Annotated in this window: 19 protein-coding genes; all 19 read right to left on the reverse strand. The window is 35.2% G+C overall.

The features are described from left to right. Nucleotides 1-510 carry a hypothetical protein gene (locus FYJ58_RS04300; protein ID WP_154517749.1) on the reverse strand — a complete coding sequence of 170 codons (510 nt, stop codon included), beginning with the start codon at nucleotides 508-510 and terminating at the stop codon, nucleotides 1-3. Nucleotides 511-525: 15 nt separating this feature from the next. Beyond that, on the reverse strand, nucleotides 526-999 hold the full coding sequence (locus FYJ58_RS04305; protein WP_154517752.1) for a type II secretion system protein: 474 nt from the start codon (nucleotides 997-999) through the stop codon (nucleotides 526-528). A 21-nt stretch (nucleotides 1,000-1,020) separates the two neighbouring features. Next, nucleotides 1,021-3,234: a hypothetical protein gene (locus FYJ58_RS04310; RefSeq protein WP_154517755.1), complete on the reverse strand. Its 2,214-nt coding sequence runs from the start codon at nucleotides 3,232-3,234 to the stop codon at nucleotides 1,021-1,023. 7 nt (nucleotides 3,235-3,241) lie between these two features. Further along, a complete protein-coding gene (locus FYJ58_RS04315) occupies nucleotides 3,242-4,345 on the reverse strand; it encodes a prepilin-type N-terminal cleavage/methylation domain-containing protein (RefSeq protein ID WP_205839144.1) in 1,104 nt (367 codons plus the stop codon). A gap of 15 nt (nucleotides 4,346-4,360) precedes the next feature. Next, nucleotides 4,361-5,032 (reverse strand): hypothetical protein, encoded by a 672-nt coding sequence (locus FYJ58_RS04320; RefSeq protein ID WP_154517760.1) that lies wholly within the window; start codon nucleotides 5,030-5,032, stop codon nucleotides 4,361-4,363. Nucleotides 5,033-5,043: 11 nt separating this feature from the next. Beyond that, nucleotides 5,044-6,696, reverse strand: a complete 1,653-nt coding sequence (pilM, locus tag FYJ58_RS04325) for a pilus assembly protein PilM (protein ID WP_205839145.1) — start codon at nucleotides 6,694-6,696, stop codon at nucleotides 5,044-5,046. 197 nt (nucleotides 6,697-6,893) lie between these two features. Then, nucleotides 6,894-7,589, reverse strand: a complete 696-nt coding sequence (locus tag FYJ58_RS04330) for a prepilin peptidase (protein ID WP_154517765.1) — start codon at nucleotides 7,587-7,589, stop codon at nucleotides 6,894-6,896. Nucleotides 7,590-7,617: 28 nt separating this feature from the next. After that, nucleotides 7,618-8,103 (reverse strand): type II secretion system protein, encoded by a 486-nt coding sequence (locus FYJ58_RS04335; protein WP_154517768.1) that lies wholly within the window; start codon nucleotides 8,101-8,103, stop codon nucleotides 7,618-7,620. A gap of 154 nt (nucleotides 8,104-8,257) precedes the next feature. Then, nucleotides 8,258-9,466, reverse strand: a complete 1,209-nt coding sequence (locus FYJ58_RS04340; protein WP_205839146.1) for a type II secretion system F family protein — start codon at nucleotides 9,464-9,466, stop codon at nucleotides 8,258-8,260. 128 nt (nucleotides 9,467-9,594) lie between these two features. Next, nucleotides 9,595-10,653, reverse strand: a complete 1,059-nt coding sequence (locus FYJ58_RS04345; RefSeq protein ID WP_154517774.1) for a type IV pilus twitching motility protein PilT — start codon at nucleotides 10,651-10,653, stop codon at nucleotides 9,595-9,597. 1 nt (nucleotide 10,654) lies between these two features. Further along, nucleotides 10,655-12,391, reverse strand: coding sequence for a GspE/PulE family protein (locus tag FYJ58_RS04350; RefSeq protein WP_235912543.1), 1,737 nt, complete (start codon nucleotides 12,389-12,391; stop codon nucleotides 10,655-10,657). Nucleotides 12,392-12,808: 417 nt separating this feature from the next. Beyond that, the gene (gltA, locus tag FYJ58_RS04355) at nucleotides 12,809-14,197 is read right to left on the reverse strand and encodes an NADPH-dependent glutamate synthase (protein ID WP_154517777.1); all 1,389 of its coding nucleotides are present in this window, start codon (nucleotides 14,195-14,197) and stop codon (nucleotides 12,809-12,811) included. Next, complete coding sequence (locus FYJ58_RS04360) at nucleotides 14,197-15,087, reverse strand: sulfide/dihydroorotate dehydrogenase-like FAD/NAD-binding protein (protein WP_154517780.1); 891 nt, start codon at nucleotides 15,085-15,087, stop codon at nucleotides 14,197-14,199. Before FYJ58_RS04360 ends, gltA begins: the two co-directional genes overlap by 1 nt. Nucleotides 15,088-15,302: 215 nt before the next feature. Further along, nucleotides 15,303-16,481 (reverse strand): iron-containing alcohol dehydrogenase, encoded by a 1,179-nt coding sequence (locus tag FYJ58_RS04365; protein ID WP_154517783.1) that lies wholly within the window; start codon nucleotides 16,479-16,481, stop codon nucleotides 15,303-15,305. 322 nt (nucleotides 16,482-16,803) lie between these two features. Then, complete coding sequence (locus FYJ58_RS04370; protein ID WP_235912544.1) at nucleotides 16,804-17,571, reverse strand: Rossmann-like domain-containing protein; 768 nt, start codon at nucleotides 17,569-17,571, stop codon at nucleotides 16,804-16,806. Continuing rightward, on the reverse strand, nucleotides 17,531-18,265 hold the full coding sequence (locus tag FYJ58_RS04375) for an ATP-binding cassette domain-containing protein (protein WP_154517785.1): 735 nt from the start codon (nucleotides 18,263-18,265) through the stop codon (nucleotides 17,531-17,533). Before FYJ58_RS04375 ends, FYJ58_RS04370 begins: the two co-directional genes overlap by 41 nt. Nucleotide 18,266: 1 nt before the next feature. Beyond that, nucleotides 18,267-19,067, reverse strand: coding sequence for an ABC transporter permease (locus tag FYJ58_RS04380; protein WP_205839147.1), 801 nt, complete (start codon nucleotides 19,065-19,067; stop codon nucleotides 18,267-18,269). Then, nucleotides 19,067-19,882 carry a molybdate ABC transporter substrate-binding protein gene (modA, locus tag FYJ58_RS04385; protein WP_154517791.1) on the reverse strand — a complete coding sequence of 272 codons (816 nt, stop codon included), beginning with the start codon at nucleotides 19,880-19,882 and terminating at the stop codon, nucleotides 19,067-19,069. The genes FYJ58_RS04380 and modA overlap by 1 nt, the downstream gene beginning before the upstream one ends. 96 nt (nucleotides 19,883-19,978) lie before the next feature. Then, nucleotides 19,979-20,623 carry a Crp/Fnr family transcriptional regulator gene (locus FYJ58_RS04390; RefSeq protein WP_154517794.1) on the reverse strand — a complete coding sequence of 215 codons (645 nt, stop codon included), beginning with the start codon at nucleotides 20,621-20,623 and terminating at the stop codon, nucleotides 19,979-19,981. Between the last annotated feature and the right edge of the window lie 127 nt (nucleotides 20,624-20,750).

The following is a 20,750-nucleotide window of genomic DNA, read 5'->3' on the forward strand; positions in this document are numbered from 1 at the left end:
CTAACTATTAAGTTCAACCAATTTATTACGCAGGCGAACCTTGTTTTCCACCTGGTATTCTCTGTTTCCCTGATTTAAAGTCAGAGAAACCGTAACTAATGACCCATCATTTTCAATGTTAATTGCCTTTACATGACGAGCCATCAGACATTCCTCGTTCGGTTCAAACGTTGCCTTTTCCTCTTTAAAACAATATAAGTTTGCCTGACCGTCATACCATAATATTTTCTTATCTTTTATCAGACTCGTATCTTCATTTATCTGATACAGAACACACTGTTGTTTTGCCAAATTATAATCCTCTATATAATTTGCCTCTAAAATACTGTCACAAATCTGATTCATAAGAATCTGAGATTCTGCTTGCAGGTTCAACTCTTTCTTTGCCTCATTATAACTTTTATTCCCTGTACTCAAAAAAATTGCGACTGATAACATTACTGTCATTGAAACCGCTGCTGCCAATATAATTTCAATCAGCGTTATTCCTTTATTCCCCAAGCTATTCATCCAATCCCTCCAATATCACGGCTCTAAATAGTGAAGCCCTGTATCTTTCACCAAATGAAGTCGATAAGTTCCATTCCCTTCAATTGTAATCTGACTACAGTAAGCATCATTGGAAAATGCTCCACCTTCTTTCTGATATCCTATTTTTATCATATTTTCTTCATTAATCGACTGCCCGTCTGCTTCTATAACAACCGAACTTCCTGCCACTTTTATCGCTTCTTTTTGTTCCAAATTTTCCCTTTTTTTATCTTTATCTAACGTTACAAAATAACCGTCAGCAGTCTTGAATAAATAAAAGTACCTTTTTTCTTTTTTACTCATTGTTTCCACTAAAAGTCGATCAAGCTCATCTTCAATCTTCGCAACACATTTTTTCGTATTTCCAAATTGAATATATTGAATTGCCACGAAAGAGGATCCAACGAGAATTCCTACTATTGCCATTACAACAATTATTTCAATTAAAGTAATTCCTTTGTTATTCAAGCGAATTCTCCCCTCCTCTTATCAATCCTTGTTCTTCTTCCAGTTTTCATAACTTACATACTTAGAATAATTTATTTGTTCGGAACTATTTTCCGAAACCTTATATTCTTTCAAGTATGAAACAATTATTTTAGTAGTATCTGCCTCTAAAAGCTGTTTTATCTTCTGTGGGTTTGCTGTAACTGATATTCCGCCAGACTTAAGAAATACATCTCTACCAGAAAGCAAAAGACCTTCAAAATCATCTGATACTGAAATATCCCCTGTGGCAACAACAATACATGGAAGCATATTTCCATCGTCATCGGTTCCATATTGCCTTCTCATATCACTATCCCAATTTATATCACCATCTGCCAAAATAACATTTCCATATAGAATTCCATCTTTATAAATAGCTCCTGTCTTTTGGTTCCTTTCCCATAAAGCTGCATCATTTTTTAATTTATCTACATCGACAATTCGCTCAAATAGTGGAAGCTTTGCCTTATCTTCTAACCGGACTTCTCCTTTTGAAGCTTCCGGTAATGTACCAATTAATCCTAACTGCCTTGATTTATATTCCCTTCCTTTTCTCACCGCATAACGTAACAACGTTGGTTTCAATTCATCATTGCTCAGTTTAATCCCAACATTCTGCCCATCTTTTTCTTTATATAACACAGCACCTGATAATAAAAGTGCCTGTTTTCCGTCTGCAAGCCGGATTCCTTCCTTTGTCATGTATGGGTCTGCACCAGAGGAAATCGTATGGCTTTTATAACGATAAAATTTCTCGTAAAATTTCTCTGCTAAAGCTTCGTTCTTAAAATTCAAATAGTAATAACATTCTTCCCCACTGCTTCTTTTTAAATAATAAGGAATCACCGATTGCTCCTGATTAATATATTCTTTTACAGAAAATGACAAATATTCTTCATATTTTGCATAATCTAACTGATAGGTACCATCCACATTTCGTTGAATAAAATCTTCTGGAACAAAATATGCAATCTGATTACTTCGAACAGAAACCGACTCACCTAACATAATATCTTTATTTTTCTCACTTTCTGTTCCATATCTTGATATAAACGCTCTGCCGGCTAATTCTAAAACCGAAAGCTGTTCCATATTTAATGTGCTGTTTGTTCCATTTAAACTAATTGCACTATTGTATTCTGAATTTTTGTCAATATTATTATTTAACCACGATGAACCTTCGTCTGGTAAATAATTTTTCTTGCAATGATAACCATAATACTCTCCTGATAAATAAACGCTGTTATTCTTTCCATTTATCTCCAAATCATCTTCTACATTGCAACTTCCGTTTATCTCCAAAATAGAATGGTTCGAATTTTCATCTGTAGAAATATTTTCTACCCATACATTGCAGACCTGATTCGCTGTTTTATCCCCTATTCGAAGCCTGCTATCTCCCAAAAGTAATATATCTCCTCTTGAAATCAAATAATCTGCAATAATTTTCAGACTTCCTCCATTTAATTCAATACCAGCCTGGCGTTTTGATAAATCTCCATAATCGGTTCGTTCCTTCGTTCCGGCATATACGTTACCGTCAACATTTACTGCCCATGCACCATCTAATTTTACTTTGTTATCAGCTAAGATTGCATAATTCGTATACTCCGGATAAATTCCTCCATTTTCTATTTTTAATTCTGGAATTTCCATTCGGATATCAGTCTTAATCCGTGTAGAAAATGTATTTTTTTCCTGTTCCACCCTCACATTACGAAGCACAATATAGCGTTCTTTTTTATGTACCTCTAATTTATTTTCTCCCTTGTCTAATATTTCTCTCTTTAAAAAAGCATTTCTTTCACTCTCATTCAAAAGCTGTTCCATTTTAGTTACATCATAATTATAGGTAGTTCCATCAAAGGAACTCATTCCGTCAGACAGCTTATCAAGCATATTCCGAATATAACAATTATCAAACTCTTCCTGTGCCGTTTTCGTACCATCTTCACAGATTGTTGCATATTGTTCTAAAACCTCTTGATAAGCTGCACCAGAAGCTTCCGAAGAAAGATTAATAAGACCTGCTCTGATCTGTTCTATCACATTATCGGTATCATAAAAATTCTTCTTTGTTTCTCCCTCAATTTTTCTCATCGAAATGTTGGTAATCGTTGCGCTCATTGCAGCCACACCTAACAGCCCTATGAAGGCAATTGCAGTTAATACAAATAACAACGTTGAGCCTCTGTTGTCGTTTTTTATTTTCATCTTTTTTTCACATTCCTTTCATACCAGTAAGCTCAATATATTTATCTTCTTCGTTCCGACTGTTGTATGGATAGACCTCCACCTTAATTTCAGCCCTTCTTGCTATATTATCTTTCGTATCAACCAGATAATTTTTATACTTCACCAAGTTAGTCGTTACATTAGAATAAACGGATTTTGCAAAAGTCTGGACCGGATTGTCAATATAAAGCTGATATCCGGAAGATAACATCTCTTTATTTTGGCATATTAAATACATATCATCCATAACAGGAGCTGTCGTATTTTTTGTAACAACAAGAGAATCCCTGGCCACATCAGCCTCATAAAACAAATAGACTTGTTTCAGTGTTCCACTCTCAAAACGTCTTTTTATCCAATCACATCGGTAACAATCTGTTGAATCAACACCAAAAATACTTCCTTCAAATCGATATTCGCAGCAAATATTGACATAATCATATTTACCATTTCTTGTAAAATCCATGAAAATTTCTTTTTTTAATCCATTTTTATAAACATTTAAATCTGTTTCCAACAATCCGGAATCTTTTCCTTCCCCATTCAAACGACTACAGGCGTCTGCATTTTGTGCCATAAAATAACTGGCCGCCTTTATTCTTTCCTCTTTTGTTTCAACCGCCTTTACCGATGTTGCTTCTTCCATTGGCTTCACAATCGCCTCTGAATAATTTTTATCATTATTTAACTGAACTTTTGGTTCTGCAGAAATCTTCACAAGGTAGTCGTTAAAACCAACCGAAACCCTTTCCTCCATTTGGTAGGCAACCATCTTAATCTCTCCACCGGAATAATCATGTTGAATCCGCTCTTCTCTCTTAGCATGACACCCCTCTTCACCATTTACTTCCCGCTTTTTATATTCTTTATAAATATTTTCCAAAGAAGAGTTCCCTTTTATTTCCTCCATCAAACTCTGAGCCGTCATAATCCCATTCTGTTTTATTTTTGACCATGTGCTATATTTTATAGAATCCGTAAAATACCCCATAATTGGAATAAATACAATCCCAAGAATCGCCATTGTAAGAATTACTTCAATCAACGTAAACCCTAGATTTTGGTTTTTTCCCCAATCTCTTCTCTTCATAACCATCTTCCTATTCTATCCTCTTTTTGAACGAAATAAATTAAATACACCAAAATCAATTCCTGGAATAATTGGTGGTTCATAAGCTTTATCCGTTCCCTTTAATGAATAGCAGTTGATAACCATTGTACCTTTTAAATTGCCTGTTTCACTATCATAGGAAAGTGTCATTGTATCAACTGTCATACGATTTGGAAAACTGTTAATCTGCTTCATTACTTCTTTTAATGCCTCATAAGGACTTTCAAATGACACAGTAATATTAGAACGATAGCCCATATAATTTGATTGCCCATCTTCCGATTCCTCTATATTATCTCCGTCCTCTTTTTGATACATTAACTCATTCATAGCAAAGCTTTCTTCACTAATATAAAAATCATTTATCTTTTCAAAACTGTCCAGTATTGCAATTCCTTTCTCTGTTGTCATCTTAGATGGAAATACCTTTATAATCTTTTTTGAATCAGCCTGCTTTTTCTTCGTGTCTTTTATCACTTCCTGTTTCTTTGCTACTTTATCTTTTAAAACTTGAACCTGCTCTTCTAACTTTATATCTTCCTCTTCCAATAAAGCCTTTTTCTCCATATTTTTTTGATACACAAAAAAATACGAGCCAGCAAGAATAACAAGTGCCAATAATAATAACAATAATTTCATATCTTTTGGTGATACTTTCAATTTCATCGTTTTTACTCCTATTCTTCGATTGTGGCAGGTTTAACACCTTGTTCTTTATAAGTACAATTTACCGTAAACAAATATGTAATCGTCCCATCTTCTTCCCGTTCTGTAATAGCAGGGACTTCGATTCTTTCAATAATTGGAATTTGCTTCAAATTTAAAATTAACTTTGCAACCGATATTTTTGTTGTACTTTCTAAGTTAATTACAATTGTTTTTCCTGAAATATTACAAGAAGCCACTGACATAACCGTAGGCAAACTATCCTCCAGTTCTTGAATCAATTCTAAAAACTGTTCATTTTCCGTTTTTGTTTTTCCATAACATTCCTCCAATTCATTCAACTGGCTTGTAGCCTGTTCATTCTCCTGGTAAACTTTCTCAATTGGTTTCAATTCAGCAATCTGATTTTTTAACGATTGATTCTTCGCCTTCTCGCTTTGATATTGCACAGTAGAAAATAGAATCGCAAAAAGTGCAACTCCTATAGACCCCACAAGCAAAACCTTCATGGAAGTCAGATTTTCCTTCTGTTCCTTTTCCATTGATGCTTCTTTTGATAAAAATCCAATCGGATTCATTGCAGCACCAATAACAGAACTATATTGAACAGACTCACCAATTACCGATTCCATTCCCTTTTGAAACAAAACCCCATGAAGTTGTTCCAATTTTTCAATATTATATCCTAGTTCTCTTGTCATAAGCGGAACGATTCCTTTCACTTTCGCTCCATGTCCTGTCAGATGAACTTTCTCAATTTTTTTATCCGGAAATTTTGAATTATAATAATCAATTACTCTGCTTATATTGGAAACCAAGTACCGAAGCGATTCCGTAACTTCAAATTCAGCCTCATAAGTCGTCCTGTATTCCTCTTGTTGCTGCACTTCAATTGATGTTGCCACTTCCTCCAGCTCCATACCAAATGCCGGGAAGATAAGCCGTCTGTCATATAACAGATCATTTGCCTCTTTTTCATTCTCTTTTCCAAATATTTTTTTATTATCCAACACCGCTTCTACTGCTGCCATGACCCCATATGGTATTGTCCGCTGTAACATCAGTCTACCCTGGTTTAGTACACTGACCAATGTAGTCTGCTCATTCATCTGGATAACTAAATCAACACCCGAAGTAATCTGACGCTTTAACACCTGAAAAATACTATTTCCAATATAATCAATTGCAGTTAACTCAAATCCCATCTCATTTGAAAAACTGAAATAATTTTTAATCAAATTCTCAGGTGCAGCAAGTACCAAAAGTTTAATTCCTTTTTCTTCTCCCTCTGTTATTTTCTCCAAAACGGTATAAGAAATCACATATTGTGAAGTATCTACCGGAAAATATTCCTCAGCCTGAGCTTCAACGATTGCTTGTATTTTATTATCTTTTACCAATGGTAGTGTAACCTCACGATTTGCAATTCTCGTTGATGCAATTGTAAAGATAACTTTTCTATTTTTTATTCCCGCATGCTCCAGCTGTTTTCTAAGCTCTTTGGCAAAGGCAAGCTTATCTCTAATATATCCATCTTCAATTGCATTTTTAGGCGTCACAAACTGAATCGCATGATATACTTTTGGATTCTTTTTCCTGTAGTCAATCTCACATACTTTCGTAAACTGACTTCCGGCTTCAATGCTCAATACTCTTTTTTTCATAACTCTCCCCATTCCTCTCACTTTATTTTCCATTTAAATATTCCGCTTAGATTTGCAAAGCAAAATTTTATTTTTCCATTATACAATTTTAAATCTCTTCCTTTAAAACTCTATAATAAAAAAATATTGCCACAATCTTTAAAATTGTCCCCTGCTTCTCGTTCGCTTTTACGTACTCGAAACAGGGAACATTTTCATCATAATGAAACACCAAGTAAGTGAAAATACCACTTAAGCATTTGTTCGCCATAAAGAGCAGACAAAAAAATACCAGCTGCTAAATATGGTCCCAGTGCCAAAATATGTTCTTCTTTCCTTATTTTCATTCTGGCAAGATGAATAACAGAACCTAAGATACATCCTAAAAAAAATGCAAGGATAACCTTCTTATATCCTAATAAAAGTCCTGCTGCTGCCATCAACTTAATATCTCCGCCACCAATACCTTTTCCTTTCGTGGCTAAGAATATAAGATACAAAAATCCACTTACAGAGAAAAATCCACTTACATATTCACTCCACCCAGTGAAATTAAACCCCAAATTAATAATACCCAACAGCCCAATGAGCAAATTTAGTTGCGGTGGAATTTCATATGTTTTTAAATCAATTACACTAATTGCTAACAGAATTGATACTAAAATGCAGTATAAAACACTTTCCCACTGAAATCCATTTGCCAAGAAAACGAATGTGTAGAGAGTTGCATTTAATAATAATATAGGATTATGCCAATTAAACTTCTTTTTATATTCATGATTATATAATTGGTTTACAACTACATCGTCTGAAGTTATTACGGAATAAATAGACTGATTTAATAAGATACCACTTAAAAAGCCTATTATAAAAATCCCAACGCACACAATCCAATTGTATCTAATAATTAGCATAAATTGTAACCTCTTTACATCTTATAACTTATAGTTCTCCTACCATAGCATCAAAAGCTTCTACCTTTTTTTCACCTTTAACTGGTGTAACTGTAATTTGCTTATTACTTTTGCTAATTGTTACTTCAAAGTTTTCAACTGTTTTTCCTTTTTCAGATTTCATTTTTTTCTTAAAATCGGCTAACGAATTATATGTAAGTGCTTGCACCTTTTCAATAAAAGCTTTTTTAAATTCAGCATTCTCACCTTCTTGCTTATTACCCCATACCATAATAGTTGTATCCTTGTCTGGTGCCTCTTCCGCTAATTCTGTATAAGCACTCACCGCTGCCGAACAAAATCCCCCCATAACCTGATAATCCTTTGATTCTTTTGATTTCTCAATATAAGGAATAACCTGTGCTCCGACAATTCCAACTAAGATTGCCATAATTGCCATAACTACAATCAATTCTACAAGTGAAAATCCCTTATTCCCCAAATGTTTCTTTTTTTGTTGTTCTTTGTTTTCCATTCCTAATCCTCCTATTTTACCTTAAATCTTATTTATCAATTAATTCAGTTATCCTCTTGGCAGATAACTAAAATTAATTCCCCTATTTAATGATGTTGGGGTCAAAAGATATTTTGACCCCTGATACCTACGGATGACTACGCACTTTGTGGTATCATTTAATACCTTTATAGACATTCAACATTGGTAACATAATTGCCAATATAATTGGAACAATAACAAGTGCCATTAAGATGATAATAATTGGCTCTAACGCAGCTGTCAGTGCACCAGTTGCAAGCTCAACCTCTTCTTCATAATAATCTGCCACACCATCAAGCATATCCTCCATATTACCTGTTTCTTCCCCAATCTTCATCATATGATAAACCATCGGTGGAAATACTCCGGATGCTTCCAAAACTCTTGACAATGCAATTCCTTGTTCCACATCATCTTTTGCCTTAATTAATACCTGGCAAATTATTTTATTGTCCATAATTTTTGATATAATACCGACCGCATCAACAAGCGAAATACCGGCACCAAGCAAAGTGCTTAATACTCTCGTCAATCGTGCAGACGCAGATTTTATCGTCAATTTTCCAAATAAGGGTATTTTTAAAAGAATTTTTCCATATAGAATAGATCCACGCTCTGTTTTTTTCAAAGCATGAATTCCAAAAATAATAAGACCTATTATGCCAGCAATATAAAGTCCGTTATGTTGAACAAAACTGCTAACATGAATTACTGCCTGCGTTATCTTAGGAAGTTCCATATCAATCTCCTCAAATGTTTCCATAAATTGAGGAATAATCTTCACCATCATAATAATAACAACTGCAATAACTACTAATATTAAAATAATTGGATATACAAGTGCTTTTGCAACTACACCTTTTAATTTAGCATCCTTTTCAAAATGAATTGCCATACGAGAAAACGCATTTTCAAGACTCCCTGACGCTTCTCCTGCCTCTACCATATTAATTAAAATTGCCGGAAATATTTTTCCCTGCCCTCTCATTGCTTCTGCAAGTGTGGTTCCCTTTTCTACTTCAACGGAAACCTCCCATATTGCTTTTTGAAAAACTTTATTTTCTGTCTGGTCATATAAAATGTGCAGTGCATTTACAACAGTAATGCCAGAATCTAATATGCTTGCAAACTGTCTGCAAAAAACACTCAAATCTCTTGCTTTTACTTTTGAAGTAATATTTAAACTAATCTCTTTATTCCAAATTGTAAGTGCAGATAAAGAAACAGGAATAAGTCCCTCTGCTTTTAAGGCTATTTTAACTGCTTCTTCATTTGCAGCCTCAATCGTTCCCTTTTTTTGTTTTCCGTCCTTTTGTATAGCAACATAATTATAGTTAGGCATTTCTTTTTCCCCCATTTCTCTACCACACGCATAACTCTTATTTACTGTCTGTATATATAATAGATTATATTTTTACTTTTTGCAAACATATAATCAATACTGCCAAAATAAGAACAAAAACAACAAAATTAATACAGCTTTCGTTCCAATGCAGCCGGATCCTGAGCATATTCCAATGCCTGCTCTGCATCGATCTTCCGTTGCAGATACAAGTCATAAATTGCATCATCCATCATCTGCATGCCCGCCTTACGGCTTGTCTGAATAATTGATGTAATCTGATGTGTTTTCGATTCACGGATTAAATTTTTGATTGCCGGTGTTGCATTCATAACTTCATAAGCGGCAATTCTCCCTTTTCCTTCTGTCATAGGAATCAGTTGCTGTGAGATAACCGATTCTAATACCGAAGCAAGCTGAATTCGAATCTGTTGTTGCTGATGAGGTGGAAATACATCAATAATTCGGTCTATCGTAGCTGCCGCACCAATCGTATGTAAAGTAGAAAATACAAGATGCCCTGTTTCTGCAGCTGTAATTGCTGTTGATATCGTATCCAAATCTCTCATTTCCCCGACTAAAATAACATCCGGATCCTCTCTAAGAGCGGCTCTCAACGCATTTGCATAAGAAATTGTATCTAATCCAACTTCTCGTTGATTAACAATAGCTTTTGCATGATTATGTAAATACTCAATCGGATCCTCCAACGTAATTACATGAGAACTATAATTTTGATTAATTACATCAAGTAAAGAAGCTAAAGAAGTTGACTTACCACTTCCAGTCGGACCCGTTACCAGCACAAGTCCTCTTTTCTTCTTTGTAAGCTCAACTACTGATTCAGGAATTCCCAATTCCTGAACGGAAGGAATTCTCGTCCCAACTACACGAATAACACCGGCAAAAGAACCTCTTTGTTTAAACACATTTACACGGTATCGTCCAACATTCGGAATCGAATATGCAAAATCAACTTCTCCCTTTTTTTCTAAAGTTGTTTTAAACTTATCGGATAAAATTGGGAAAATAAGCTGTTCTGTTTCCTCTGGTAAAAGTTTCTTATAATCCATATCATACAAAATTCCGTTAATTCTGCATTTTGGTGGAACACCTACTGTAATATGTAAATCCGATGCCCCTTTTTCCTTTGCCTCCATCAATAGCGTTTCCATTGTAAAATCCATGTTATACCTCCTCATACGCAATACGTTTCATTTCTTCCATCGAAGTAATTCCTTTACATACATAATTGGCCGCACTCCTGCTCAGCACTCTCATGCCTTCCGAAACAGCAATCTCATTAATCTCATCCGCTGTTTTATGACTGCTAATGGCATACCGAAGACTTGAATTAACCGGCATAATCTCATACACACCAATTCGTCCCATATAACCTGTCCCGTTACAGTATGGACATGCTACATGCCCAGGCTCGCAAATTACAAGTTTTTTCTCCTCCGCAACACCTAAAAAGTGTTTTTCTTCTCTTGTCGCCTCCCGCTCAACTTTACAATGTACGCATAGCTTCCGCACAAGCCTCTGGGCAATTACGCCAATCACCGAATCTGCAATCAGGTAATCTTCAACTCCCATATCCGATAACCGGGTTATTGTACTTGCCGCACTATTCGTATGAAGCGTGCTGACAACAAGGTGTCCTGTTATTGAAGCCTTAACAGCAATCTGTGCTGTTTCACTGTCACGAATCTCACCAATCATAATAATATCCGGATCCTGCCGTAAAATAGAACGAAGTGCAGAAGCAAACGTAAGATTTGCCTTAGGATTTACCTGTACCTGATTAATTCCTGTGACATTCGCTTCCACCGGATCCTCAACGGTTACAATATTAACCCCATCATGATTTAACTCAGACAATACTGTGTAAAGTGTAGTAGACTTTCCGCTTCCGGTCGGACCCGTTACTAAAATAATCCCGTGTGGGTGTTTTAAAATCGTATTGAACTTCTCTAAATCATCAGGAAACATTCCAAGTTCCTGCCTGGATTTTGTAAGTCCTTCCTTAGATGTAAGGCGCATAACAACCTTTTCACCATAGACCGTCGGCAAAACAGAAATACGAATATCATATTCCCTTCTATCAACAATACTCGTCATTCTTCCATCCTGGGCCTTCCGTTTCTCAGAAATATCCATTCCGCTAACAATCTTAATTCGTGCTACAATCGCAGGCAGAAGGGAAATATCGTGTCGCATCTCCTCCTGCAGGATACCATCAATTCGAAAGCGAATCCGAACCTGATGCTCCATTGGTTCAATATGAATATCACTGGCACGCTTATGAACAGCCTGCTCCACAATCTGAGTCACAAGACGGACAATTGGAGCCTGACTGACTTCATCCGTTCCCGTAAACTCATCCTTGCCATTCTTTCGTCCATACTGTTCCTCTCTCTCCCTCGTATACTGCTCTGCAACTTTCATCGCTTCCACATTTCCATAGTAACGGTCAATCGTAGCTGCCACCTCCTGAGGGGTAGCCACAACAGGAGAAATCTGGAGATTTGTAATAATCGCCAAATCATCAATTGCACGAATGTCCATCGGATCTGCCATTGCAACTTTCAAAATATTAGGATTATTTTCTCCAAAAGAAAATGGAATTAATGAATACTTCCGAAGAACTGATTCATTGACCAATCCAATAATTTCCTCTGGAATACAAATAGCATGGAGAGAAACCATTTCCATTCCCAACTGCTCGCATAATCCCTCTGCAATCTCATGCTCAGTTGTAAATCCCAAATCCACCAAAATAAGTCCTAACTTTTCCTTTCGTTTTCCCTGTTCCTTCAAAGCCAATTCCAATTGTTCCCCGGTAATCACTCCCGCATCAACAAGAAGATCACCCAAACGTTTTTTTCTTCTACCAAGTTTCCCTTTTGTTAACATCTCTCTCATAAAACCCATTCCCCTTTTCCAGACTAAATACAATTCTATCATAAGTCCCAGTAATTGAACAGTCGTTTTTCCTACTAAGTTCCAAAAACTGTTTCAAAAATACACATTTTCCCACGCACTCTTCACCATTCACTACTTTCTATTCACAAAAAACAATATAAAAATATTTTTTGTATAAATTATGAAATTAATATTGACATTTCAAAACTTATATCGTATAATAACACCATAAGATAACAACACGTTATCAATAATAGTTATACTCCCTATATTTAGGGTGCATAATATATTACTCCATCCTCAAAAAACTCATTTTATAATCAAAAACGACCCTTCCCTCAGGGTCGTTTTTGATTATATAAAACATAGAAAGAAGGAAGAAGCTCTGAAAAAACTTCTTCCTTTTTTGCATTACCATTATTTATTTAAAAATTCGTCAATTCCTTTGGCTGCAGCTTTTCCAGCTCCCATTGCAAGAATAACTGTAGCAGCACCGGTAACTGCATCTCCACCGGCATAAACGCCTTCTTTTGTCGTTTTACCATCTTCTTCATTTGCTACAATACATTGCCATTTATTGATATCTAATCCTTCCGTTGTAGAAGAAATTAATGGATTTGGACTTGTACCTAAAGACATAATAACGGTATCTACATCAATTGTAAATTCAGAACCTTCTACTTCTACTGGTCTTCTTCTTCCAGAAGCATCCGGCTCTCCAAGTTCCATCTTAACACAAACAATTCCTTTTACCCATCCATTTTCATCTACAAGGATTTCTTTTGGATTTGTAAGCAGGTCAAAGATGATTCCTTCTTCCTTTGCATGATGTACTTCTTCGACTCTGGCTGGAAGCTCTGCTTCACTTCTACGATATACAATATGTACTTCCGCACCAAGACGAAGTGCTGTTCTTGCAGCATCCATTGCTACGTTACCGCCACCAACAACAGCAACCTTTTTGCCACCGATAATTGGTGTATCATAATCCTCATCAAATGCTTTCATTAAGTTAGAACGTGTTAAATATTCATTTGCTGAAAATACGCCATTTGCATTTTCTCCCGGAATTCCCATAAATTTTGGAAGTCCTGCACCGGAACCGATAAATACAGCATCAAATCCTTCTTCTTTTAACAGTTCATCAATTGTTGTAGATTTACCAATTACTACATTTGTTTCTATTTTTACACCTAGTGATTTTACATTTTCAATTTCAGATTGTACAACCGTAGATTTTGGTAAACGGAATTCCGGAATACCATAAGATAATACTCCGCCTGCTTCATGTAATGCTTCAAATATTGTCACATCATAACCTGCCTTTGCCAAATCACCGGCACAAGTTAAACCTGCAGGACCGGAACCAATTACTGCAACTTTTTTTCCATTTTTGTTCTCCGGTGCTTGTGGTTTAATATTATTTTCTCTTGCCCAGTCAGCTACAAAACGCTCCAGCTTACCAATTGATACCGGTTCTCCTTTAATTCCACGGATACATTTGCTCTCGCACTGGGATTCCTGTGGACATACACGACCGCATACTGCCGGCAATGCAGAGTATTTGCTAATGACTCCGTATGCTTCTGCAATCTGTCCTTCTTTTACTTCTTTAATAAAGGAAGGAATATCAATTGCTACCGGACAACCTTGAATACATCTTGCATTTTTACATGTAAGACAGCGTTCTGCTTCTGCCATTGCTTCTTCTTTATTATATCCCAAACAAACTTCTTCAAAATTTGTAGCACGCACTTTTGGTTCTTGTTCTCTTACCGGAACTCTTTTCAATACATCGACTGCCATTATTTGTCACCTCCGCATCCGCATCCACCATGATGATGAGTTGCACCTTCCTGTAATTTTAACATTGCTCTTCCTTCTTCTGTCTTATACATCTGCTGTCTTTTCATTGCCTGATCAAAATCAACTAAATGTCCGTCGAATTCTGGTCCATCTACACATGCAAATTTAACTTCATCACCTACTTGAAGACGGCAGGCACCACACATACCCGTTCCATCGACCATAACCGGATTCATGCTGACTATTGTCTTAATTCCCAGCTCTTTTGTGAGAAGACAGACAAATTTCATCATAATAACAGGTCCAATTGCAATTACTAAATCGTATGTTTTTCCTTCATTATTTACTAAATCTTTTATCTTATCATTTACATTACCTTTGAAACCATAAGAGCCATCATCTGTAGCAACATACACATGGTCAGACCACTGTTTCATCTCTTCTTCTAAGATAATTAAATCTTTGCTTCTTGCACCGATAATAACATCAACATCATAGCCATGCTGTTTCATCCATTTTACCTGTGGATATACAGGTGCAGTACCTACTCCTCCGGCTACAAATAAGATTTTTTTCTTTTTTAATTCTTCTGGATCTTCACTTACCAATTCGGACGCACATCCTAATGGTCCAACAAAATCACGGAAATATTCCCCAACTTCATATTCCGCCATTATCTTTGTTGATGCTCCAACTGCCTGAAATACAATTGTTACAGTTCCAGCTTCTCTGTCATAATCACAGATTGTCAAAGGGATTCTCTCACCTTTTTCATCCATCTTGACAATGACAAATTGTCCAGGATAGCACTTTTTTGCTACACGAGGAGCTTCAACATCCATTAAATAGATATTGTTTGCTAAGTATTTCTTTTCTACAATTTTAAACATTACTTTAGCCTCCACTTTTATAATTTGCTATTCATAAATAACATTCTCTTTGATTATACTTTATTCGACATAAAAAATCTAGTACGTTACTTTATTTAAATAAGAAAATACACTCTATAAGCGAAACATAGTTTCCCTTTACTATGTCGTTTACAGAGTGTATAAATTCATTTACAATAAGAAATCAAAAAGGTATATCATTTTCTCTTTTTAATTTAGAAATCAACTTCTGTTCCGTAATATGTACATGTTAATAATTGTTCCATTTGTTTTGGTGTAATTTCTCTTGGATTAGAGCCTGTACAAGCATCACCAACTGCCAACTCGGCAATCTTAGCAACTTTTTCTTTGAACTCGTCTTCATTAATTCCAAATTCTTTTAATGTTTTTGGAATATTTAATTTTACATTATATTCATCAATCTTTTTACATAATTTCTGTACACATTCTGCGTCTGTTCCTACTAAACCGATGCTTCTTGCAATTGCAGCATATCTTCCTTCTGCAACTTTATCTTTTGCATTATATTTAATAACATATGGAAGATAAATTGCATTTGCACATCCGTGTGGAATATGTCCTGTGGAAAATGCTGCTCCTGTTTTATGAGCCATAGAATGTACAATTCCAAGTAACGCATTGGAAAATGCCTGACCTGCAAGACATTGTGCATAGTGCATCTGCTCTCTTGCTTCCATACAACCATTATAAGAATCTGGAAGATAATCAATTACCATCTGGATTGCTTTGATTGCAAGTGGATCAGTAAATGGACTATTTAATGTAGAAACATAAGCTTCGATTGCATGTGTTAAAGCATCCATACCTGTATGAGCCGTTAGCTTAGCAGGCATTGTTTCTGCCAATTCAGGATCAACAATTGCAACGTCCGGTGTAATGTTAAAATCAGCTAATGGGTATTTAATTCCCTTTGCATAATCTGTAATAACAGAGAAAGCTGTAACTTCTGTAGCTGTTCCTGATGTAGATGGAATTGCTAAGAATTTTGCTTTCTGTCTTAATGTTGGGAATGAAAATGGCTGGATAATTTCTTCAAATGTTGTATCCGGATATTCATAAAATACCCACATTGCTTTTGCAGCATCAATTGGAGAGCCTCCGCCCATTGCAATAATCCAGTCCGGACCAAATTCTCTCATCATCTCTGCACCCTTCATTACTGTCTCAACTGATGGGTCTGGTTCAACATTTTCAAATAATTTTGTTTCAATTCCTGCCTCTTTTAAATATTCTAATACTTTATCTACAAATCCGAAACGCTTCATGGAACCGCCGCCTAATACTAGGACTGCTTTTTTACCTTCTAAGTTTTTTAACTGTTCCAAAGCACCTTTTCCATAATATAAATCTCTTGGTAATGTAAATCTCATCATCGTACATTTCCTCCTTGTTAATTCGCCTTGTTCTCTTTTATCTGATAATTTTTATCAGCTTCTCTCTTCGTTCTCTATTATAGCACTGTTATTTTTTTAACACAATACTTTTTGACAATTTTTTTAATTTTTTTTATAAAATTATTTTCTTCTTCTCTTTTTTTAATATTTTTGCTTTTTCTTGCAAAGTATTCTTATTTTCCTTTGTTTTTTTATTTCATTTTCAGACGAAAGCTTTTTTAACCTTATGGGAAAATCCAATCTTTCCATTTTTTACTGTTATTATTTTGTCAATCCCTTCTGTCCGATTTATTATTTTTTCTTAAATACAGCTCTCTTCTGTAAAACAAACTCGTTCTGCCAAAAGACAAGGTGCTGCTCCTGCAAGTGTAGTTCCATAAAACAACACTCTTTTATCCAGTTTTAAATAATCCACAATTGTTCCATTGCAAAGCGTACTTCCGGTACACAAAATAAGTTCCGCCCACTCTATAACTTCTACAAAATCTCTATTTCCATCCTCAATTCGAATACCTTCTATTTCAGTACCTATATTTTTTTGATTTAAATCTAAAACCCGCAGTAAATAAGTCGAAGCCAAACTATGAATCATGGCCGGCTGATAACCAACTAAGGCAATCTTTTTTATCCGAAAATTTTGATTTAAGTATTCTCGCAACTTTATAGCACATTCTTCCGGACCGGCATTTTTGCAATGCACTGTTCGATCAACAATTCCAAGTTTTGCTGACAGTGCATTTAATGCAGCAATAAATAATCCTCTTCCATATTCATCCGTAGCCAAATCAATGTCCAATAATTCTTTCATTGTACCTTGAAACTGACTGGGATATGCCGTAAATGCCTGTCCTTTTACCCCATCTAAAGTAGCACACATCATAACTTCTTTCCCTGTAAGAATTGGATAGTCTTTTCGTTTCGTTCTGCCAATTGCTTCCTCCTTTGATAATCCTTTTGCATTAATAGAAACAACCTCCTCTAAAAGATTATGCTCTTTTAGCAACTGATATGTATACTCTTTCAACTTCTTAAATAATTCTTCTTTTGTCATATTCACACCCATATTCATTTTTCCCTTCTTTTATTCCAAAAAATCGGCTTATTTCTTCTGGCCAGGCTTGCTCAAATATTTTTTCTTTTTCACTCACCGCCAAAAATTTTCCATCAGACAATACTCCTATTTTGTCTGCCAAATAATACGCTTCGTTAAAGTCATGTGTAACTAAAAGAATGGTACAAAAAAACTTTTCTTTTACCATAATAATATTCTGATAAAGCTCCTGTTTGGTCACCAGATCCAATGCACAAAAAGGCTCATCAAGCAACAATATTTCCGGCTGAACGATTAATGTTCGTGCAAGCGCCGTCCGTTGCTTCTCTCCTCCGCTAAGTGTATTCGGATACTTTTTTAACAAATGAGAAATTTTCAACATTTCACTTAGTTTTTCTACTTCTTCTTTTATCTGCTTTTTTCTCATATGCCGGCATTTCAAACCATATCCTATATTCTCCTCTACCGACATATGAGGAAATAACTTATAGTCTTGAAACACCATCCCTATTGGAGCTTTTGAATTCACTTGAATTATTCCTTTATAGTTTTTATAACAGCCCGCAATCAGCTCTAAAAAAAGCGATTTTCCAGCTCCCGTTTTTCCTAAGACTGCAAACAATTCTCCCCGATTTATATTTAAATCAACCGGACCAAGCAAAAACTCCCCCACCTGTAATTCCAGCCCTTTTACCTGTAATATATCTTCCATATTATCGTTCTATTCTCCATAGATTCATATTTTTCTGATTCAAAAATTTTCCCGTCAACTGAACCGCCATTGCAATTATCAATAATAAAATTGCTGTTGCCATTGCAAGCTCCATATGGTTTGTCGATATGTTAAGATAAATACTTCCTGGTAAAGTTTCCGTTTTCATTCTGGTTACTCCAACCAGCATTAATGTTCCTCCAAATTCCCCAATTGCCCTTGACCAGCAAAGTAATGCAATTGACAAAAAACCTCTTTTACAAAGTAAGAATATAATACTGTAAAAAATATAAAAGGAAGAAGCCCCTAATTGCTGTGCCACTAATTCAAGTCCCGGATCAACCTCTTCTATCAAACTTCGAACCATTGAAATCGCAAATGGAATATTAAGAAGTAATTGAACAAAAACAATTCCATTTTGATGAAACACAACAGGTAATCCAAGCTCTCTTAATTCTTTACCAATCTGACTTGAAAAAAAGGTCAAAAGACATACCCCTAAAACAAGATAAGGAAGCGATAATGGAATCTCTAGTATTGCATTTACAATTTGTTTTCCCCAAAATTTCTTTCTAGCTAAAATGTAACCGGATGGAACTGCAAAAAACATTACAATTATTGTCGAAATGGTAGCTGTTTTCAGACTCATTCTCATAGAAAATTGAATTTCTTCTGAAAGAAGGGCTTCTTTTAGATAAGGGCTTCCTTTCCAAAATACAATAAATATATTACTCGCAATAAAACATGTAACAAGAAAAAGAAGCACCGTAAAAAAATAATTAATCGTATTCCTTTTCTTCATCACTCAGCCATCTCATAACCAAAATTAGTCCAAATATTTTTCACAGAATCACTATCTAAATATTCTTCAAACACTTCCTGAGCCTCTTTATCCTCTGAAGTATTTAATTTTGCAGCCGGTATTGTTTTTATGTAAACACTCATTTCATCGGTATCTAATATTTTAGCCTTTTTCTCATTCACATTTTCCTTCCATATAATAGCCGCATCCGCTTCTTTTGTCTCTAAAGCTGTCATCATCGCAGGAGCTGTCGCTGTATTAGATATAATCTCAACTTTATCTTTTATTGAAAAATCGGCTAATATTTTATTTGCAATTTTACCGATTGGTGTAGCTTCCGGATCTCCAACAATCAAACGAACTCCCTCGTTTGCCAAATCTTTTACTGAATTAATATGTTTCGAATTTTCAAGGTCAACCGCTATCACAGGAATATGTTTCACTAATTCTTTCGATTCATCTACAAAGTCTGCTACCGGTCTTACTTCTTCCGCCGAACCTGCTATAAAAAAATCGCCTTCCTTTGCAGTCTGTATCTGCGTTTGAATTTGTGCTGCATTCCCATAAGTAACCTGAACAACACATCCTGTCAATTTTTCAAATTCAGTTGCTATTTCTTCAAATGGATCCTTCATTCCTGCCCCACAAAAAATAAACAAACTATGCCCTTCCAATTTCCCTTGTTTTGCTTCCTGATTTTGTACATCGGTTTCTAACACTTTGTTTTTGCTTTCATCCTGTTTGCTTGAGTTACAACCTGTAACAAGGGCTGTAAGAGTGAACGCTAAAATCATACTAACAATAATTTTTTTCATAATATCTTTTCTCTCCTTTTTTCATTTTCTTCCATTATATAAAGGCAACTGAAAAAAATATGTTAGTACACCAACATTTTATTTCTAATCGTTTTTTTACAACTTTATAATTTCAAAATAATTTTTCTTTAACCTTATCTTTCCCTCTTTCTCCATTAATTTCAACTCATGGGACAGTACACAACGATTCATTCCTAAAAAATTAGCCATCTGTTCTCTATTTAATTTAATATAAAACGAATCATCTCCTGCTTTTTTCCGTTGTAACTCCAGATATTTTATAATTCTTTCCCTTACACTTTTCGTTGTAATGGATTCAATTTTGTAATACTTTCGTATATTTTCATCCGCAAGAAAAACCATCAAATTTTGGAACATAACCATTCTGATTGATTCATTGATTTCCCCCGGTTTTAAAATTTTATCAGCTAAAAACCAATATACACTGGACTCCTTAGGTGAATATACAATATATGGAGAATCTTTTCTCCTTGTACAAGCAATTTCTGCACCAACAAGATAAGAAGGTGTAAGCTTTTGCATTAAAAGTTCTTTTCCCTCTTCTGTATATTTTGATATGCACAAATTTCCTTTTAAAAGAATTCCTATTTCATTCACGATATAATTTTCTCTTATTACGGTTCGACCTTTTTCATACTTTTTTACAATTCCTCTCAGTTGAGAAATTGCTGCATTTTTTTGTTCCTCTGACAATCCATAAAATATTCTACATTCTTTCATACACTCTGCTAACTATCCTCTCATATTGTAAATATATCCCATCAAATAATATAACACAAATCTTTCATAAAATGAACGACTTCTGACCTTTCATAACGAGAGGAAAAAACAGAAAAATTTAGGACTG

This window comes from Velocimicrobium porci (assembly GCF_009696045.1).
Classification (GTDB): Bacteria; Bacillota; Clostridia; order Lachnospirales; family Lachnospiraceae; genus Velocimicrobium; species Velocimicrobium porci.

What these genes read in the sequence shown, in the direction of transcription:
- FYJ58_RS04300 (WP_154517749.1), bottom strand. Translation starts at nt 510, where the DNA reads ATGAATAGCTTGGGGAATAAAGGAATAACGCTGATTGAAATTATATTG.
- FYJ58_RS04310 (WP_154517755.1), bottom strand. Translation starts at nt 3,234, where the DNA reads ATGAAAATAAAAAACGACAACAGAGGCTCAACGTTGTTATTTGTATTA.
- FYJ58_RS04315 (WP_205839144.1), bottom strand. Translation starts at nt 4,345, where the DNA reads ATGAAGAGAAGAGATTGGGGAAAAAACCAAAATCTAGGGTTTACGTTG.
- FYJ58_RS04320 (WP_154517760.1), bottom strand. Translation starts at nt 5,032, where the DNA reads ATGAAATTGAAAGTATCACCAAAAGATATGAAATTATTGTTATTATTA.
- pilM (WP_205839145.1), bottom strand. Translation starts at nt 6,696, where the DNA reads ATGAAAAAAAGAGTATTGAGCATTGAAGCCGGAAGTCAGTTTACGAAA.
- FYJ58_RS04330 (WP_154517765.1), bottom strand. Translation starts at nt 7,589, where the DNA reads ATGCTAATTATTAGATACAATTGGATTGTGTGCGTTGGGATTTTTATA.
- FYJ58_RS04335 (WP_154517768.1), bottom strand. Translation starts at nt 8,103, where the DNA reads ATGGAAAACAAAGAACAACAAAAAAAGAAACATTTGGGGAATAAGGGA.
- FYJ58_RS04340 (WP_205839146.1), bottom strand. Translation starts at nt 9,466, where the DNA reads ATGCCTAACTATAATTATGTTGCTATACAAAAGGACGGAAAACAAAAA.
- FYJ58_RS04345 (WP_154517774.1), bottom strand. Translation starts at nt 10,653, where the DNA reads ATGGATTTTACAATGGAAACGCTATTGATGGAGGCAAAGGAAAAAGGG.
- FYJ58_RS04350 (WP_235912543.1), bottom strand. Translation starts at nt 12,391, where the DNA reads ATGAGAGAGATGTTAACAAAAGGGAAACTTGGTAGAAGAAAAAAACGT.
- gltA (WP_154517777.1), bottom strand. Translation starts at nt 14,197, where the DNA reads ATGGCAGTCGATGTATTGAAAAGAGTTCCGGTAAGAGAACAAGAACCA.
- FYJ58_RS04360 (WP_154517780.1), bottom strand. Translation starts at nt 15,087, where the DNA reads ATGTTTAAAATTGTAGAAAAGAAATACTTAGCAAACAATATCTATTTA.
- FYJ58_RS04365 (WP_154517783.1), bottom strand. Translation starts at nt 16,481, where the DNA reads ATGATGAGATTTACATTACCAAGAGATTTATATTATGGAAAAGGTGCT.
- FYJ58_RS04370 (WP_235912544.1), bottom strand. Translation starts at nt 17,571, where the DNA reads ATGAATATGGGTGTGAATATGACAAAAGAAGAATTATTTAAGAAGTTG.
- FYJ58_RS04375 (WP_154517785.1), bottom strand. Translation starts at nt 18,265, where the DNA reads ATGGAAGATATATTACAGGTAAAAGGGCTGGAATTACAGGTGGGGGAG.
- FYJ58_RS04380 (WP_205839147.1), bottom strand. Translation starts at nt 19,067, where the DNA reads ATGAAGAAAAGGAATACGATTAATTATTTTTTTACGGTGCTTCTTTTT.
- modA (WP_154517791.1), bottom strand. Translation starts at nt 19,882, where the DNA reads ATGAAAAAAATTATTGTTAGTATGATTTTAGCGTTCACTCTTACAGCC.
- FYJ58_RS04390 (WP_154517794.1), bottom strand. Translation starts at nt 20,623, where the DNA reads ATGAAAGAATGTAGAATATTTTATGGATTGTCAGAGGAACAAAAAAAT.